This window comes from Erwinia aeris (genome assembly GCF_041224955.1).
Classification (GTDB): domain Bacteria; phylum Pseudomonadota; class Gammaproteobacteria; order Enterobacterales; family Enterobacteriaceae; genus Erwinia; species Erwinia aeris.
Genome location: NZ_JBGFFX010000002.1, coordinates 334583 through 351058, shown reverse-complemented (window position 1 = coordinate 351058; position 16476 = coordinate 334583). Strand labels below are relative to the sequence as shown.

Sequence of the window (16476 nt, the reverse complement as noted above, 5' to 3'; positions counted from 1 at the left end):
GGAGTGTTTGTGAAAAAGTTTTTGCTTATTATCGTCTGTTATGTCTTCAGCTGCGCCGCCAGCGCCAATGTTATTATTAATTCAACCCGCGTGATCTTTCCTGCCGACGCTAAAAGTGTTTCAGTGCAGCTAATCAATAAAAGTAAAGAACAGCATCTGGTGCAGGCATGGATAGATGACGGCAGACAAAACGAAAAGCCTGAAAACATCTCAACGCCCTTTATGGTGGTTCCCCCGGTGGTAAAAATTCAGGGTAACGATGGCCAGGTTTTAAGGATTAATCACAACGATCAGGTCAGAACCCTGGCCAAAGATCGCGAGTCGCTGTACTGGCTGAACGTGCTGGATATTCCTCCTGTACCGAAAAAGCTGGATGCGGCGGCTAACTATATGCAGGTCGCTATACGCAGCCGGATAAAAATTTTTTGGCGTCCGACAGGACTAAAGATCTCGCCTGAAAATATTGGTCGGTACCTGAGCCTGAAAAGGAAAAACCAGAATGTCTGCATCAATAATGCATCGCCTTTTTATCTGACTGCCATACAGCTGATGAGATGGGACGGAAAAAGCACGCGCGTTCAGCAAGGAAAAAAACAGGATAATCTGATTAGTAAAACCGTTTCGGTACCGCCTTTTACCTGTCAGCCTCTTGATGCAGGAAAAGTATCCGCTTCAGGCGGCAAGTATCAGCTGACTTATATTGACGACTATGGCAGCAGAGTCCCTGTTACAATTGATTTAGTAAAATAAAAGGAATTATTCAGGAGCAAATAATGAAGGCGACAGTAAATTTGCTTGCCCCAACAGGCTATGGAAAGCTATTTTATCTCACATGTATTATTCTGAACTGCTCTGTAGTCAACGCGGCTGAAACATTCAATACCAGTTTGATGGTAGGGGATTCTTCTCAGGCTGACTGGAATAATCAGGGGCAGACCATTTTATCCGGAGTTTACGATCTGGATATTTATATTAACGGCAGCTGGAGCGGTAATTTTCCGGTGAAAGTGGATTCAGGGGAAGCTTTCTGGCTGTCAGGCGCAACGCTTAAAGCTCTGCCAATTAAATATATTGATAAAAAAGCGATAACTAAAAAAGAGTGGGTGCCGGTAGCCGAAATACTTTACGGCGGACAGGCCACGCTTAACAGAGGAATGCTGCGCCTGAATCTGACTATTCCTCAGGCCAGGATAGATAAAAAAGATCGCCGCTGGATCGCGCCGGAACTGTGGGATGCAGGGATTAATGGCGCTTTTACCAATTACAGCCTCAGCTATAATAACCTCCAACAGCATAACAACGATGGCAATGCGGATAACGTTTTTCTTTCGCTCAGCAGCGGCATTAATTTAGCCCACTGGCAGTTGGTCGATAACAGCCAGTTTCAACGTACGCGTAGTCGCCAGGGAGAATGGAATACGCAATCCCGCTATGTCGAACGCGCGCTGCCAGCTATTAATTCGTTATTCAGGATAGGGGACAGCTATACCAATTCGCCCTGGTTCGATAACGTACGTTTTCGCGGCATCACCTTAAAACAAGACCAGCGCATGTATCCCGATTCTTATCGTACCTATATGCCGGTTATTCGCGGTAACGCCACGGCGAACGCCGTAGTCAGCGTTTATCAAAACGGCAGCGCCATTTATCAAACAAACGTGCCGCCGGGCCCTTTTGTTATTGACGATCTTATGCCTGGCGGATCGCGCAGCGATCTCACGGTAGAAGTTGCCAACGCTGGCGGCATCACCGAGCGTTTTACCGTCCCTTACTCTACCGTTTCCGATATGTTGAGAAGCGGCTCGTCAGAGTGGCTGTTAACGGCGGGTAACGTTCAGCTGCATGACGTGGATTTACACCCGGCCTTTGTTCAGGGCAATGGCTCACACGGCATTAATAACTATCTGACGCTCTATAGCGGCGCCACGCTAAGCCAGGATTATGCTTCTTTTCTGCTGGGCGGCGCGTTCAGTTTGCCACGGGTCGGATCATTTTCAACCAATGTGGACATGGCCCGCGCGCATCTGAACAGTGGGGAATCGATGCAGGGAGAGCGCTGGAAATTAGCTTACAGCCGCTTCTTTATGACCAAAACCAACCTGACGCTGGCGACTTACTATTACAACACGGCGCGCTATCTTTCCCTGTATGACACGGTACAAACCAATGCGCTAGCGCGTGAGGAGAACGGTAAGCAATACCTGCGAAGCAAACAGAGCTTCAGCGTTAACCTCGATCAGACCCTGCCGCCGGGCTGGGGACGGATTGCGATTGACGGCTTGTGGCGTCAGTACTGGAACAGCGATCGCATGCTAAAGCAATACAGCCTGACCTACAGCAACCTGTACAAAAAAGCGACGTGGAGCCTGGCCTTTCGCCGCAATCATTATGAATATGACGGCAGCGAAGAAGAGCGGCGTTACAGCAGCAAAAGCTACGATGAGCAGCGGATCGACCTGGCCGTTACTATTCCACTCTCTCTGTCCGGCAACCGCCACAGCGTCACGCTGCGTACCTCGTCGCAGGACGGTAAATATAGCGGTATGGAAGCCGGGGTCAACAGCTCGCTGGAAAGCCTGGACTACAGCCTTAACTTCAGCCATGACCGTACCGGACACAGCGCAAAGTTTGGTGCCTACAGCGCCTGGCGCACGCCTTATGCAAAGTTAACGGGTCAGTACAGCGAGGCGAGCGATTTCCGTCAGCTTGGCATAGGCGCCAGCGGCAGCGCCGTACTCTGGCGCGATGGCGTGCTGGCTTCAGGCAACACGGGCAATACTTTTGTGATCCTGGACGCGCCGGGTATTGCTCAGGCCACGGTCAACGGCAATCCCAATATGAGAACCAACCGCGCAGGCCGGGTTCTGGTTCCTTCCGTCACGCCTTACCGTATGAACACTTATCTGTTGGATAACCCTCGCGGTGAAAGCGAGGGCGAACTGCTGGGCAATATCGGACGCGTGACGCCCTGGGCAGGCAGCATTAACTATGTGCAATATAAAACCGACACGCGTGCCGTGTTTACCTTCAAAGCGCTGTTTGATAACGGGCAGCCTTTGCCTTTTGGGGCCGGCGTCACCGATGCAGAAGGCAACTCGCTGGGCTACGTAGCGCAGGGCAGCCTGATTTATCTCAAAGCGAAGCAGCTCCCCGAATGGCTGCACGTGCAGCTGACGGAAGGGCAGGAAAGTAAAACGTGCCGGATCCATTTAGCCAACGCGGCGCAGACCTCTTTTTGCGTGCGCTAAGCCGAAAAGGCGCCGCATTCATTTTCAGGGAGTCATCATGAAAAAATACTGGATAGCGTTACTGCTCGGGTTGTGCGCTGTTTCCGCAGGCGTGCAGGCGGGCTGTACCCTTATAAGCGGTTCGACGGTAAAGGCCAACGACAGCCTGAACCTTTCAGGTTTGCTGACCGCGCAGGATAGCCACAGCGAAACCCGAACGGCAACCTGGTCAGTGCCGGTAACATGCTATCTTATTTTCAATAGCAACGCGGTGCACTTTGTCAGCCCGATACAAAATGGCTTTTGGGTGAAGTTTGTTAACGCAGCGGGCACGGCACGCTGGATAAAACTTCAGACCAGTGGATTTATCGAAAAGATAGATTATGAAAACGGCGACAGAACGCTGCAAGGCTCGGATTTTAGCTATCAGCTTACCGCCACCTTACTGGACAGCGATCCGGGCGTAACCGACAGCAAATTTTACAAGGTGACCGACGCCGGGAGCGCGGAGATCGTGACCATGGTGATGCATAACGCCAACTTTATTGGCTCCACGCCTACGGTGGAGCAGGCGGCTGAAGTGGCGGCTTCGGGCAACTGGAACAATGATTACCTGGGCTATCAGTCCCTGACGGTGACCTTTAACCCGGCGGAAACCACCTGTGAAATGCCGGATCAGCAGGTGACGCTACCCAGGGTGTCGTTGAATATGCTGCGTAACGGCATTGCCACCGACAGTACCTCTTTTACGCTGCCGATCAGCTGCTCTGCAACCCTGGCGGGTGGCGCTACGCGTTCGGTTAATGCCTGGCTCTATAGCGCCGACCTGGTGGAGAACAGCCAGCAGATTATGCGTAACAGCCGCTCCAGCTCGCAGGGCGTCGGCATCGTCTTGAGCGACAGCGCCGGTAAGGCCGTTTCTCTGTCAGGCGGGACGGCGGCAGGTGAAGCCACTTCGCTGCTGTCGATTACCAAAGGCGCCGACATTCATGCCAGCGCCATTAACCTGAACGCTGCCTATAAGGTGTTCGATCCGGCTAATCTCAGTCCAGGGTCGGTCGTTGCCACCGCGACTATTTATTTTGACTATGACTGATCGCCGTCGTCAGGATAAAAACAGCGTGGGGCAGGCAACCGCCGCCGCTATCGCTGTCGTCAGCTTTTGCAGCGCTTCCGGCTCGATAACGTAAGGCGGCATTAAATAGATAAGCCTGCCGAAAGGACGGATCCAGACGCCGCGCTCAACGAAAAAGCGCTGCAGCGCCGCCATATTCACCGGTCGACGAGTTTCGATAACGCCAATCGCACCCAGTACCCTGGCATCCGCCACTTCCGGCTGCGCTTTTAGCGGCAGCAGCGCGGCTTTCAGCTGCGCTTCAATCGCGCTTACCTGCCGCTGCCAGCGATTTTCCTGCAGCATCGCCAGGCTTTCGCTGGCCACCGCGCAGGCCAGCGGATTGCCCATAAACGTCGGGCCGTGCATAAAACAGCCCGCCTCGCCGTTGCTGATGGTATTGGCAACCTCGCGCGTGGTCAGCGTGGCGGAAAGCGTCATGGTGCCGCCGGTCAGCGCTTTGCCAACGCACAGAATATCAGGCGATATGCCGGCGTGATCGCAGGCGAAAAGCTTGCCGGTACGGCCAAAGCCTGTTGCGATTTCATCGGCTATCAGCAGCACGTTGTGGCGATCGCACAGCTCGCGCACGCCTTGCAGATAGCGCGGATGATAGAAGCGCATTCCGCCCGCGCCCTGCACGATGGGTTCCAGGATCACCGCGGCCAGCTCGTGCGCCTGTTCGCCAATCAGACGGGCAAAATCGGCGATATCGCTTTCCTGCCACTCATCGTCGAACCCGCAGCCCGGCGCGGCGGCGAACAGGTGGTTCGGCAGATAGCCCTGATAGAGCGAATGCATGGAGTTCTGCGGATCGCATACCGACATCGCGGCAAAGGTATCGCCGTGATAGCCGTTGCGCAGCGTCAGAAAGCGCTGACGCCTTTCGCCGCGCGCCTGACAATATTGCAGCGCCATTTTCATGGCAACCTCAACGGCTACCGAGCCCGAATCCGCCAGAAAAACGCACTCCAGCCCCTGCGGCGTCATCTCTACCAGACGACGACAGAGCGCCACGGCCGCAGGATGGGTGATCCCGCCAAACATCACGTGCGACATCTGCTCGATCTGCGCGTGCATCGCCTGGTTCAGGCGCGGATGGTTATAGCCGTGGATAGCTGCCCACCAGGAAGACATGCCGTCCACCAGCTCGCGGCCGTCAGCCAGCTGCAGCGAGGTGCCAGAGGCCGCGACCACCGGATACACCGGCAGCGGTTTGCTCATTGACGTGTAGGGATGCCAGATATGGTCGCGGTCAAAAGCGAGGTCGAGAGGGGTCATAAAATACTTGTAAACCAAAATTAAAAAATTTAGTTTACAAGTATAACCGTAAAATGAACATGAGATCTTTTCTTTTGGAGCAAGCAATGGCAAATCGCTGGACAGTCGCCCAGGCCCAGGCCCTTTTCGACAAGCCTTTTCTGGAGCTGATGTTTGAAGCGCAGCAGGTGCATCGTCAACATTTCGATCCGCGTCAGGTGCAGGTCAGCACGCTGCTGTCGATCAAAACCGGCGCCTGTCCGGAAGACTGTAAATATTGTCCGCAGAGCGCCCGCTACAAAACCGGCCTGGAAGCGGAGCGCCTGATGGAAGTGGAAGAGGTGCTGACCTCTGCCCGCAAAGCCAAAGCCGCAGGATCCGACCGCTTCTGCATGGGCGCGGCGTGGAAAAACCCGCACGAACGCGATATGCCTTATCTGGAGCAGATGGTCAAAGGCGTTAAAGCAATGGGGCTGGAAACCTGTATGACGCTGGGCACGCTGAGCGATGAGCAGGCGCAGCGGCTGGCGCACGCCGGGCTGGATTTCTACAACCATAACCTGGATACCTCGCCGGAATTCTACGGCAGCATTATCACCACCCGCAGCTATCAGGAGCGCCTGGACACGCTGGGCAAGGTACGCGACGCGGGCATTAAAGTCTGCTCCGGCGGCATCGTCGGCCTGGGCGAAACCGTTAACGATCGGGCCGGTCTGCTGGTGCAGCTGGCTAACCTGCCGGTGCCGCCGGAAAGCGTGCCGATCAACATGCTGGTCAAGGTCAAAGGCACGCCGCTGGCCGACAACGACGATGTCGATCCTTTCGATTTTATCCGCACCATCGCCGTGGCGCGCATTATGATGCCGACCTCCCACGTGCGTCTTTCCGCCGGCCGCGAGCAGATGAGCGAGCAGACGCAGGCGATGTGCTTTATGGCTGGCGCTAACTCGATTTTCTACGGCTGCAAGCTGCTGACCACGCCGAACCCGGAAGAGGACAAGGATCTGATCCTGTTCCGCAAGCTGGGCCTGAATCCGGCGCACACCACCACGGAAGCGGGCGACAACGAGCAGCAGCAGGCGCTGGCGGGCCAGCTGCTGAATGCCGATACCGACCAGTTCTATAACGCGGCCGTGTAAATGGGCTGGCAACAACGCATCAGCCTGGCGCTTGCGGAGCGCCGGGAGAAGCAGCAGTTTCGCCAGCGCCGCGTCAGCCAGCACGACGACGTGCGCACCCTGTGCGTGAACGACCGTCGCTACCTGAACTTCTCCGCTAATGACTATCTGGGGCTGAGCCGGGATCGGAACGTTATCGCCGCCTGGCAGCAGGGGGCCGAACGCTACGGCGTCGGCGCAGGCGGATCGGGTCACGTTACCGGCTATGGCGCGCCTCATCAGGCGTTTGAGCAGCAGCTGGCCGACTGGCTGGGCTATCCGCGCGCGCTGCTGTTTATTTCAGGCTTTGCGGCGAATCAGGCAATCATTGCCGCAATGCTGCAGAAAAACGATCGCATCTTCGCCGATCGCCTGGCGCACGCTTCGCTGCTGGAAGCGGCCTCGCTCAGTCCGGCTACGCTGCGCCGCTTTGCGCACAATCAGCCGGAAGCGCTGGCGAAACTCTTCAGCCCTGCCGACGGCGGCGAAACGCTGGTGGTGACGGAAGGCGTTTTCAGCATGGATGGCGACAGCGCGCCGCTGCAAGAGCTGCATCAGCTTACCGCTCTGCACAACGGCTGGCTGCTGGTGGATGATGCGCACGGCATCGGCGTAACGGGCGAGCAGGGGCGCGGCAGCTGCTGGCAGCAGAACGTGCGTCCGGAACTGCTGATCGTGACTTTCGGCAAGGCATTTGGGCTGAGCGGCGCCGCAGTGCTCTGTAGCGAAGAGACGGCGGACTACCTGTTGCAGTTCGCGCGTCATCTGATCTACAGCACGGCGATGCCGCCCGCGCAGGCTTTCGCGCTCCAGACGGCTTTACGCGCCGTACAGCAGGGCGACGACCTGCGCGCGCGGCTGCAAAAGAATATCCGCCTGTTTCGCGAAGGCGCAGCGGCTGGCGGGCTGGCGATCCTGCCTTCTTCAACGGCTATTCAGCCGCTGCTGGTAGGTGAAGAGCAGGCGGCGCTGCGGCTGGCGGAACGGCTGCGGGAAAGGGGATGCTGGGTAACGGCTATCCGCCCGCCCACCGTGCCGCCGGGAACGGCGAGGCTGCGCATCACGCTGAGCGCGGCGCATCAGGAAGAAGATATTCAACGACTGCTGGAGGCGCTGCATGACGCAAACGGTCAATAAAGCGGCGATCGCCAGAGCCTTCGGCCGGGCGGCGCAGAGCTACAACCGGCACGCGGAGCTGCAGCGTCTGAGCGGCGAAGCACTCTTTTCGCTGGCGCGCGGCCGTGAGCAAAAGCAGGTGCTGGATGCGGGCTGCGGGCCGGGCTGGTTCAGCAAGCGCTGGCGCAGTGCGGGCAACAGGGTCACCGCGCTGGATCTTTCTCCGGCCATGCTGAACGAGGCGCGGCTTGGCGACACCGCCGACGCCTATCAGCTGGGCGATATCGAAGCGCTGCCTTTTACCGATGCCGCCTTCGACGTGTGCTGGAGCAACCTTGCCGTGCAATGGTGCAGCGACTTACGGCTGGCGCTGGCCGAAATGCGCCGCGTGACCCGGCCTGGCGGCCAGGTGCTGTTTTCAACGCTGGCCGCCGGCTCGCTGAACGAGCTTAACCAGGCCTGGCAGGCGCTGGATCTGCCCGCGCCCGTTAACCGTTTTCTGAGCGAGGCGCAAATAGCGGAAGCGGGAAGCTCGCTCGGGCTTCGGCTAATCACGCAGACGCAGACGCTGGCTTTCCCGGACGTGCTCGGCGCGCTGCGCTCGCTGAAGGGCATCGGCGCCACGCATCTGCATCAGGGCCGCCGTGACGGCCTGCTGAGCCGTCATCATCTGAGTCAGCTGGCGCAGAGCTGGCCGCGCGACGAGCGCGGTTTCCTGCTCAGCTATCATCTGCTGTATGGAGTGATTGATTGTGAGTAGCTGGTTTATTACCGGAACGGATACGGAAGTAGGGAAAACGGTCGCCAGTACCGCGCTGTTGCAGGCTGCCCGCGCCGCCGGATTGCGCAGCGTAGGCTATAAGCCCGTTGCTTCCGGCTGTGAAATGACGGCGGAAGGTATCCGCAACAGCGACGCGCTGGCTTTACAGCGCAACAGCGTGCTGACGCTGCCTTATGAGCAGATCAATCCGCTGGCCTTTCTGGAGCCGACGTCTCCGCATATCGTCAGCGCGGAAGAGGGCAGGCCCATTGAGTTTACTCAGCTTTCGGCTGGCCTGGCGGCATTGCGCGAGCAGGCGGAGTGGGTGCTGACCGAAGGCGCGGGCGGCTGGTTTACGCCACTTTCAGCCACGACGACCTTCGCGGAGTGGGTGACGCTGGAACAGCTGCCCGTGGTGCTGGTGGTCGGCGTCAAGCTGGGCTGCATCAATCACGCCATGCTGACGGCGCAGGCCGTCACGGCCAGCGGTCTGCGTCTGGCTGGCTGGATAGCCAATACGGTGCAGCCGCCGGGCAGGCGTCATGCGGAATACATGGCGACGCTGCAACAGCGGCTGCCCGCGCCGCTGCTGGGTGAAATCCCTTATCTCACCGACAGCGCCGATTTTGACCGGCTTGGTCACTACGTGCGCCTGCCGGAATAAGGCGATGCCCTCTGGCAGCGCGCCGGAGGGCATGACTAAACGGTAAGCCAGGTGTTGACTATTCTCTCATCCAGCTGCGCCACGCTGCCGTGGGCCACGTTGCGCCCACGATGCAGCAGCAGGAAATAGTCCGCCACCTTACGGATAAAAGAGATCCGCTGCTCCAGCAGCAGAATGGTCAAACCGAAATCGTGATTCAACCGATGGATCAAATTCCCCATCTCCTCTTCCAGCCACGGCGACATGCCCTCCGTCGGCTCGTCCAGGATCAGCAGCTTCGGCTGGAGCACCAGCGCTCTGGCCAGCGCCAGCTGCTGCTGCTGGTCGAGCGGCAGTTCGCCGCTGCGCCGGTGACGAAGCGAATAAAGCGCGGGAAAAAGATCGAAAACCATCGGCGGAATGGCCGGATGGCGCTGTTGTCCTGCGCCCGCCAGCAGCGCTATCTGCAAGTTCTCCTCGACGCTGAGCTGTGAGAAAATATGCCGCCCCTGAGGCACATAGCCGATGCCGAGCGCCGCGCGTTTTTCTACCGGCTGCTGCAGCAGATTTTGCGGCGGCAGATTGCCTTCCTGCCACATAATGGTGCCGCTGTTAATTGGCAGATGGCCCATAATGCAGTTGACCAGCGTGGTTTTCCCCATTCCCGGCCTTCCCAGCACGCCCGTACAGGTGCCCGGCGGCAGTTCCAGATCCACATCCCATAAAATATGATCCTGCCCGTAAAACTGATTTATCGCATGTAAGCTCAGCATCTGACACTCTCCTCCAGACAGTTTTCGAGCGCGCCTTCGTAGCGTGACGAAGGATTGACCATGGACGCAGCGTCCATGGCTTGGGCTTCTCGCTCTGGTATGTTGAAAGCGTGAGGCGGTCAACAGGAACTGCAATTCGCAGGCCAGGTTTTAAAATGCAGAAAAAAACGACCGGCAAATCAGGAAAGCAGGGCGGGTAATTGGTCAGAAAAGGTTAACAATTGCCGACGGAAATTTCCGACTGCACTTTGATGGTGCCGTAAACCCAACATTTATGGTGCAGGCGCCTGCCTGTAAGGCAGATCGGCCGCCCGACCCGCTGAAAAAAAAGCCTTAATGGGGATAGCCCTGAAGGCAGAAGTATGCTTCAGGTCGGACAAGACCGCGCAGGACAGGTAAAAAATTTAAGGAAAAAATTTTTTTTGCGTACGCGCTCACAGGACGCTGCGTTTTATACACAGCAGACGGGTTGGGCGTTGAAATCAGTTATCCACCATTCCTGTGGATAACCATGTGTATGAATGACTGAAAACCTGTAAAAGGCGAGAGCCGGCGCGGCTTAAGCTTGAGTTGGTGCTAAACTCGGCTGAAATAACATTGCATTAAATTTCAAAGCGTTAGTGAAAATCAAGCGGGGAAGGATCGCAGCATATTTTGCCCGCGCCATTTTGTCAGGATGTCTTGACAAATGTTAAAGTTTCAGTCCGGCTGGGGATAACCCCTTCACTTTCTTGCCGCTTAAGCATCCGTTCAACGCTGTTGGCCCACACGCGCGCTGCCTTCCCTTTGTTCTAATCGATAACTGGAGATATATCCAGTATTTTTTGCTGGCAAAATCGTCATAGCAGAGTAAAATTACCACCCTGTCCGCGCTTTTCATCATCAGGTAGCCATGCAATGAGCAAAGTCTTTAAACTTAATTCCGCCTTTCAACCTTCCGGCGATCAGCCTGAAGCCATTCGCCGCCTTGAAGAAGGGCTGCAGGATGGACTGGCGCATCAGACGCTGCTCGGCGTAACGGGGTCGGGCAAAACGTTTACCGTTGCCAACGTCATCGCCGATCTCAATCGGCCTACGATGGTGCTGGCGCCGAATAAAACCTTAGCGGCGCAACTTTACGGGGAGATGAAGGAATTCTTTCCGGAAAACGCCGTGGAGTATTTCGTCTCCTACTACGACTACTATCAGCCGGAAGCCTACGTGCCCAGTTCGGATACCTTTATCGAAAAGGACGCCTCCGTTAACGAGCATATTGAACAGATGCGTCTGTCGGCGACCAAAGCGCTGCTGGAGCGTCGGGATGTCATCGTGGTGGCGTCGGTGTCGGCGATTTACGGCCTGGGCGATCCGGATTCCTATCTGAAAATGATGCTGCATTTGACGCGCGGTATGGTTATCGATCAGCGCGCCATTCTGCGGCGTCTGGCGGAGCTGCAATACAGCCGCAACGACCAGGCTTTTCAGCGCGGGACTTTCCGCGTACGCGGCGAAGTGATCGATATCTTCCCGGCGGAATCGGACGACTATGCGCTGCGCGTCGAGCTGTTTGACGAAGAGGTCGAACGGCTGTCGATTTTCGACCCGCTGACGGGCCAGATCACCTCGGTGATCCCGCGCTATACCATCTATCCAAAGACGCACTACGTGACGCCGCGCGAGCGCATCATACAGGCGATGGAAGACATTAAAGTCGAGCTGGCCGATCGCCGCAAAACGCTGCTGGCGAACAATAAACTGCTGGAAGAGCAGCGTATTTCCCAGCGCACGCAGTTCGATTTAGAAATGATGAACGAGCTGGGCTACTGCTCGGGCATTGAGAACTACTCGCGCTACCTTTCCGGCCGTGGGCCTGGCGAGGCGCCGCCGACACTGTTTGACTATCTGCCGGCGGATGGCCTGTTGGTGATTGACGAATCGCACGTCACCATCCCGCAGATCGGCGGCATGTATCGCGGCGACCGGGCGCGTAAAGAAACGCTGGTGGAGTACGGCTTCCGCCTGCCGTCGGCGCTGGATAACCGTCCGATGAAGTTTGAAGAGTTCGAGGCGCTGGCGCCGCAGACCATCTATGTTTCCGCCACGCCAGGCAAGTACGAGCTGGAAAAATCGGGCGGCGAAGTGGTGGATCAGGTGGTGCGTCCGACCGGCCTGTTGGATCCGCTGATCGAAGTGCGGCCGGTCGCTACTCAGGTTGACGATCTGCTGTCGGAAATCCGCAAGCGCGTGGCAATCGACGAGCGCGTGCTGGTGACGGTGCTGACCAAGCGTATGGCGGAAGATTTAACGGAATATCTGACCGAGCACGGCGAGCGGGTGCGCTATCTGCACTCGGATATCGACACCGTAGAGCGTGTGGAGATTATCCGCGACCTCCGCCTCGGCAAGTTTGACGTGCTGGTCGGCATCAACCTGCTGCGTGAGGGTCTGGATATGCCGGAAGTTTCGCTGGTGGCGATCCTGGATGCCGACAAAGAGGGCTTCCTGCGTTCCGAACGCTCGCTGATCCAGACTATCGGCCGCGCCGCGCGTAACGTTAACGGCAAGGCTATTCTCTACGGCGATAAAATTACGCCGTCGATGGAAAGGGCGATTGGCGAAACTGAACGTCGCCGCGAGAAGCAGGAGATCTACAACAAGGAAAAAGGCATTGTGCCGCAGGCGCTCAACAAGAAGATCGCCGACATTCTGGAGCTGGGCCAGGGCATCAACAAAAATAAACCGAAACGCCTTAAATCGCCTCGCGATGTGGTGGAGGACGATGCGGCGGTGGTCGATTTATCGCCAAAAGGGCTGCAGAAGCGTATCCGCGAGCTGGAAACGAGAATGCAGGAGCACGCCAAAAACCTGGAGTTTGAAGAGGCCGCCAACGTACGCGATCAGCTGCATCAGGTACGCGAGCTGTTTATTGCCGCTTCCTGAGACGCGGCACCAGGCCGTCGCCGTCTCGTCCTGGGAGCAAGGGTTTCGGCGCGCTAGCCCAGTCGCTGGATCGCGTGCTCCAGCGCGCTGTGCAGCAGCTGGCGGTCGTGGCGGTATTTGATATCCGCCGCCTCCAGCGGCTCCTGCACGATCAGGCGTTCGCTGACGCCCGTAGTATCCACATGCGGGCCGACCACGACGGCATCAATCACCTTCCTGCCGATATATTTTTCCATGACGGTCAGCTTATCCGCCAGCGTCAGCTGTGCCGCCGCCGGGCTAAGCTCTTTGCCCAGATTACCGATAAACACCATCGGCGCGGGCGTGCGTCTGAGCGCCTGCGCCATATCCGGCAGCAGCAGCACCGGCATCAGGCTGGTATAGAAACTGCCTGGCCCAATCAGGATCAGGTCGGCCTCGTGGATTGCCTCAACCGCTTCTTTGGTCGCGTTGGCTCTGGCCGAAAGCAGCAGCTCGCGCGGCGGCATGGCAAGCTTGTCGATCGCCGTTTCGCCGTAAACCTGCTGACCCCGATCGTCAAGGGCTATCAGGTCGACCGGCTGTTCGGACATGGGGATCAGAAAAGCATCCACCTTCAGCAAACTGCGGATCAGATTGATCGCCTCGATCGGCCGCACGCTCAGGTGATCCAGCGCTTTCAGCATCAGATTACCCAGGTTATGTCCGGCCAGCTCGCCCTGGCCACCGAAGCGATACTCGAACATGGCGGAGGCCACGCTGGGTTCGGTAATCAGCTGGTTCAGGCAGTTGCGCATATCACCCCAGGCGATGCCGCCTTCCGCATGACGAATACGTCCCGTGGAGCCGCCGTTATCGGTGGTCGTGACAATGCCGGTCAGGCGTGAGCCGAGCGACGACAGCGCGGATAAAACACGGCCCAGGCCATGCCCGCCGCCAAGCGCCACGACGCGATCGAGATCGGCCAGAGTACGGTTACGCATAAAATTCCTTCAATATGTTAACAGTGCAGCCAGCCTGTCAGTGGTTTTTGCCTTATTTTACGCTAAGGTGCCGTAAAACGGCGGTAAAAAAACGTTATATATCAAAATACATAGCGAAATTCCTTACTGGCAACCGCGCTTCGTTAGCAGTAGACTTTTACTACCATGGCTTACCATACCGGTAAGTCACACTTAGCCCTGGCGCCTAAGTCTTCGGATAGGGTGCTTTGGCCGCAACTTTACGTTGCCAGGGTGCAGAAAGAAATGCCTGCATCTCCCGATATTTGGAAAGGTGTTCTGGTGTCACAATTTACTGATAATTTCGACCGCAGCTTTTACTATCTGCGCCTGTCGATCACGGACGTTTGTAATTTCCGCTGTACCTATTGCCTGCCGGATGGCTACAAGCCGCAGGGCGTCACCAACAAAAGCTTCCTCTCGCTGGATGAAATCCGGCGCGTCACCCGTGCCTTTGCGGCGGCGGGCACGGAAAAGGTGCGCCTGACGGGCGGTGAACCTTCGCTGCGTCGCGATTTTACCGACATTATCGCCGCGGTGCGCGAAAACAGCGCTATTCGTCAGCTGGCGGTCACCACTAACGGCTACCGGCTGGCGCGTGACGTGGCGTCCTGGCGTGAAGCGGGGCTGACGGCGCTGAACGTCAGCATCGACAGCCTTGATGCCCGTCAGTTTCACGCTATCACCGGTCAGGACAAATTCCATCAGGTCATGGCGGGTATTGACGCGGCCTTTGACGCAGGCTTCAGCAAGGTCAAAGTCAACACCGTGCTGATGCGCGACGTTAACCATCACAGCCTGCAAACCTTCCTTGACTGGATCCGCGACCGGCCAATCCAGCTACGCTTTATTGAGCTGATGGAAACCGGCGAAGGCGGCGATCTGTTCCGTAATCACCACGTATCAGGCGAGGTGATCCGCGACCAGCTGCTCCAGCAGGGCTGGGTTCGCCAGCTACGCGGGCGCAGCGACGGCCCGGCGCAGGTGTTCTGCCATCCGGACTATGCCGGTGAAATCGGCCTGATCATGCCCTACGAGAAAAATTTCTGCGCCAGCTGTAACCGCCTGCGCGTGTCGGCCGTCGGCAAGCTGCACCTCTGTCTGTTTGGCGATGGTGGCGTGTCGCTGCGCGATCTGCTGCAAAGCGACGATCAGCAGGCAGAGTTGCAGGCGCGCATTGCCGCCAGCCTGAAAACCAAAAAGCAGACGCATTTTCTGCATCAGGGCAACACCGGCATCACGCAGAATCTCTCTTTTATCGGCGGCTAACGCATGGAGTCTACAATGGCAAAATCGACGGCGGAATTTATCCCGCTTAACGTGGCGGTGTTGACCGTCTCCGACAGCCGCGACGCGGCGGAAGATACCTCGGGCGACTATCTGCGTGAAGCGCTGGCGGAAGCCGGGCATCAGGTGCTGGATCACGCGCTGGTGAAAGACAACCGCTACCGCATTCGCGCCGTGGTCTCCAGCTGGATCGCCAGCGCGGATGTCCAGGTGGTGATCGTGAACGGCGGGACGGGCTTTAACAGCAAAAACAGCACGCCGGAAGCGCTGCTGCCGCTGTTCGATCGTGAAATCGACGGCTTTGGCGAGCTGTTCCGCATGGTTTCCTGGGAAGATGTCGGCAGCGCGACCATTCAGTCGCGCGCCGTCGCGGGCATGGCCAACCAGACGGTGATTTTTGCCGTTCCCGGCTCCACCCGCGCCTGTCAAAGCGCCTGGGAAAGCATTATCCGCGAGCAGCTCGACGCCCGCACTCGTCCCTGTAATTTTGTCTCGCACCTGAAGAAGCCCTGAACTATGTCCCAACTGACCCATATTAACGCCTCCGGCGAGGCGCACATGGTGGATGTCTCCGCCAAAAACGACACCGTACGTGAAGCGCGTGCGGAAGCCTTTGTGGTGATGCATCCCGATACGCTCCAGATGATCCTGGACGGCAGCCATCACAAGGGCGATGTCTTCGCCACGGCGCGCATTGCGGGTATTCAGGCCGCCAAGCGTACCTGGGAGCTGATCCCGCTGTGCCATCCGCTGCTGCTAAGCAAGGTCGAAGTGACGCTGAGCGCCGATACCGCCAACAGCCGCGTGCGTATCGAATCGCTGTGCCGTCTGACCGGCAAAACCGGCGTAGAGATGGAGGCGCTGACGGCGGCCTCGGTGGCCGCGCTGACCATTTACGACATGTGCAAAGCGGTGCAGAAAGATATCAGCATTGAACAGTGCCGACTGCTGAGTAAAAGCGGCGGCAAATCCGGCGATTTTAAGGCGGATAAGCATGATTAACGTCCTTTTTTTTGCGCAGGTGCGCGAGCTGGTCGGCACCGACAGCATCAGCGTTACCGAAGACTACGCCACCGTGGAAGCGCTGCGTGCGGCACTGGCGCAGCGAGGCGATCGCTGGTCGCTGGCGCTCTCGTCAGACAAGCTGCTGGCGGCGGTCAATCAGACTTTGGTTTCCGCCCAGCATCCGCTGAAAGCGGGCGACGAGGTCGCGTTTTTCCCACCGGTAACCGGAGGCTAA

General features: G+C 57.6%; 15 protein-coding genes and 1 riboswitch. Of the genes, 12 read left to right on the top strand and 3 right to left on the bottom strand.

The genetic code is table 11. The features are described from left to right. Positions 1–9 precede the first annotated feature (9 nt). From AB6T85_RS05285 to AB6T85_RS05275, 3 genes are read left to right on the top strand one after another with little or no spacing between them, the layout of a single operon-like run. A complete protein-coding gene (locus tag AB6T85_RS05285) occupies positions 10–750 on the top strand; it encodes a fimbrial biogenesis chaperone (protein WP_253454843.1) in 741 nt (246 codons plus the stop codon). Positions 751–773: 23 nt separating this feature from the next. After that, positions 774–3248 carry a fimbria/pilus outer membrane usher protein gene (locus tag AB6T85_RS05280; protein ID WP_301729823.1) on the top strand — a complete coding sequence of 825 codons (2475 nt, stop codon included), beginning with the start codon at positions 774–776 and terminating at the stop codon, positions 3246–3248. 37 nt (positions 3249–3285) lie between these two features. Next, complete coding sequence (locus AB6T85_RS05275; protein WP_253454841.1) at positions 3286–4323, top strand: fimbrial protein; 1038 nt, start codon at positions 3286–3288, stop codon at positions 4321–4323. Between the two features lie 9 nt (positions 4324–4332). On the opposite strand, the gene bioA is transcribed toward AB6T85_RS05275, so the two are convergent. Then, entirely contained in the window at positions 4333–5622 is a 1290-nt protein-coding gene (bioA, locus tag AB6T85_RS05270; RefSeq protein WP_253454840.1) for an adenosylmethionine--8-amino-7-oxononanoate transaminase, read from the bottom strand. An 86-nt stretch (positions 5623–5708) separates the two neighbouring features. Here bioA and bioB point away from each other — a divergent pair, with 86 nt between their 5' ends. From bioB to bioD, 4 genes are read left to right on the top strand one after another with little or no spacing between them, the layout of a single operon-like run. Next, complete coding sequence (bioB, locus tag AB6T85_RS05265) at positions 5709–6740, top strand: biotin synthase BioB (protein WP_253454839.1); 1032 nt, start codon at positions 5709–5711, stop codon at positions 6738–6740. After that, a complete protein-coding gene (gene bioF / locus AB6T85_RS05260; protein WP_253454838.1) occupies positions 6741–7895 on the top strand; it encodes an 8-amino-7-oxononanoate synthase in 1155 nt (384 codons plus the stop codon). After that, a complete protein-coding gene (gene bioC / locus AB6T85_RS05255) occupies positions 7876–8634 on the top strand; it encodes a malonyl-ACP O-methyltransferase BioC (protein ID WP_369894961.1) in 759 nt (252 codons plus the stop codon). The genes bioF and bioC overlap by 20 nt, the downstream gene beginning before the upstream one ends. Continuing rightward, a complete protein-coding gene (gene bioD, locus AB6T85_RS05250; RefSeq protein WP_253454836.1) occupies positions 8627–9298 on the top strand; it encodes a dethiobiotin synthase in 672 nt (223 codons plus the stop codon). Before bioC ends, bioD begins: the two co-directional genes overlap by 8 nt. Before the next feature lie 35 nt (positions 9299–9333). Here the strand turns inward: bioD and AB6T85_RS05245 are convergent, their stop codons facing one another. Next, positions 9334–10050 (bottom strand): ABC transporter ATP-binding protein, encoded by a 717-nt coding sequence (locus AB6T85_RS05245; protein WP_253454835.1) that lies wholly within the window; start codon positions 10048–10050, stop codon positions 9334–9336. Between the two features lie 897 nt (positions 10051–10947). Here AB6T85_RS05245 and uvrB point away from each other — a divergent pair. Next, the gene (gene uvrB / locus AB6T85_RS05240; RefSeq protein WP_369894959.1) at positions 10948–12969 is read left to right on the top strand and encodes an excinuclease ABC subunit UvrB; all 2022 of its coding nucleotides are present in this window, start codon (positions 10948–10950) and stop codon (positions 12967–12969) included. A 53-nt stretch (positions 12970–13022) separates the two neighbouring features. Here uvrB and AB6T85_RS05235 read toward each other — a convergent pair whose 3' ends face one another. Next, a complete protein-coding gene (locus AB6T85_RS05235; RefSeq protein WP_301251295.1) occupies positions 13023–13931 on the bottom strand; it encodes a gluconeogenesis factor YvcK family protein in 909 nt (302 codons plus the stop codon). A gap of 177 nt (positions 13932–14108) precedes the next feature. After that, positions 14109–14242, top strand: a riboswitch (molybdenum cofactor riboswitch). Between AB6T85_RS05235 and moaA the strand changes: the two genes are divergently transcribed. The 4 genes from moaA (at position 14229) to moaD (ending at position 16476) form a co-directional block, all read left to right on the top strand. After that, positions 14229–15218, top strand: coding sequence for a GTP 3',8-cyclase MoaA (gene moaA / locus AB6T85_RS05230; RefSeq protein ID WP_253461063.1), 990 nt, complete (start codon positions 14229–14231; stop codon positions 15216–15218). (Overlaps the previous riboswitch by 14 nt.) A 15-nt stretch (positions 15219–15233) precedes the next feature. Then, positions 15234–15749, top strand: coding sequence for a molybdenum cofactor biosynthesis protein B (moaB, locus tag AB6T85_RS05225; protein WP_369894958.1), 516 nt, complete (start codon positions 15234–15236; stop codon positions 15747–15749). 3 nt (positions 15750–15752) lie between these two features. Further along, the gene (moaC, locus tag AB6T85_RS05220; protein WP_253454831.1) at positions 15753–16238 is read left to right on the top strand and encodes a cyclic pyranopterin monophosphate synthase MoaC; all 486 of its coding nucleotides are present in this window, start codon (positions 15753–15755) and stop codon (positions 16236–16238) included. Next, complete coding sequence (gene moaD, locus AB6T85_RS05215) at positions 16231–16476, top strand: molybdopterin synthase sulfur carrier subunit (RefSeq protein ID WP_253454830.1); 246 nt, start codon at positions 16231–16233, stop codon at positions 16474–16476. The genes moaC and moaD overlap by 8 nt, the downstream gene beginning before the upstream one ends.

Coding starts and splice junctions, on each gene's coding strand:
- AB6T85_RS05280 (WP_301729823.1), top strand. CDS start 774: ATGAAGGCGACAGTAAATTTGCTTGCCCCAACAGGCTATGGAAAGCTA.
- AB6T85_RS05275 (WP_253454841.1), top strand. CDS start 3,286: ATGAAAAAATACTGGATAGCGTTACTGCTCGGGTTGTGCGCTGTTTCC.
- bioA (WP_253454840.1), bottom strand. CDS start 5,622: ATGACCCCTCTCGACCTCGCTTTTGACCGCGACCATATCTGGCATCCC.
- bioB (WP_253454839.1), top strand. CDS start 5,709: ATGGCAAATCGCTGGACAGTCGCCCAGGCCCAGGCCCTTTTCGACAAG.
- bioF (WP_253454838.1), top strand. CDS start 6,741: ATGGGCTGGCAACAACGCATCAGCCTGGCGCTTGCGGAGCGCCGGGAG.
- bioC (WP_369894961.1), top strand. CDS start 7,876: ATGACGCAAACGGTCAATAAAGCGGCGATCGCCAGAGCCTTCGGCCGG.
- AB6T85_RS05245 (WP_253454835.1), bottom strand. CDS start 10,050: ATGCTGAGCTTACATGCGATAAATCAGTTTTACGGGCAGGATCATATT.
- uvrB (WP_369894959.1), top strand. CDS start 10,948: ATGAGCAAAGTCTTTAAACTTAATTCCGCCTTTCAACCTTCCGGCGAT.
- AB6T85_RS05235 (WP_301251295.1), bottom strand. CDS start 13,931: ATGCGTAACCGTACTCTGGCCGATCTCGATCGCGTCGTGGCGCTTGGC.
- moaB (WP_369894958.1), top strand. CDS start 15,234: ATGGCAAAATCGACGGCGGAATTTATCCCGCTTAACGTGGCGGTGTTG.
- moaC (WP_253454831.1), top strand. CDS start 15,753: ATGTCCCAACTGACCCATATTAACGCCTCCGGCGAGGCGCACATGGTG.
- moaD (WP_253454830.1), top strand. CDS start 16,231: ATGATTAACGTCCTTTTTTTTGCGCAGGTGCGCGAGCTGGTCGGCACC.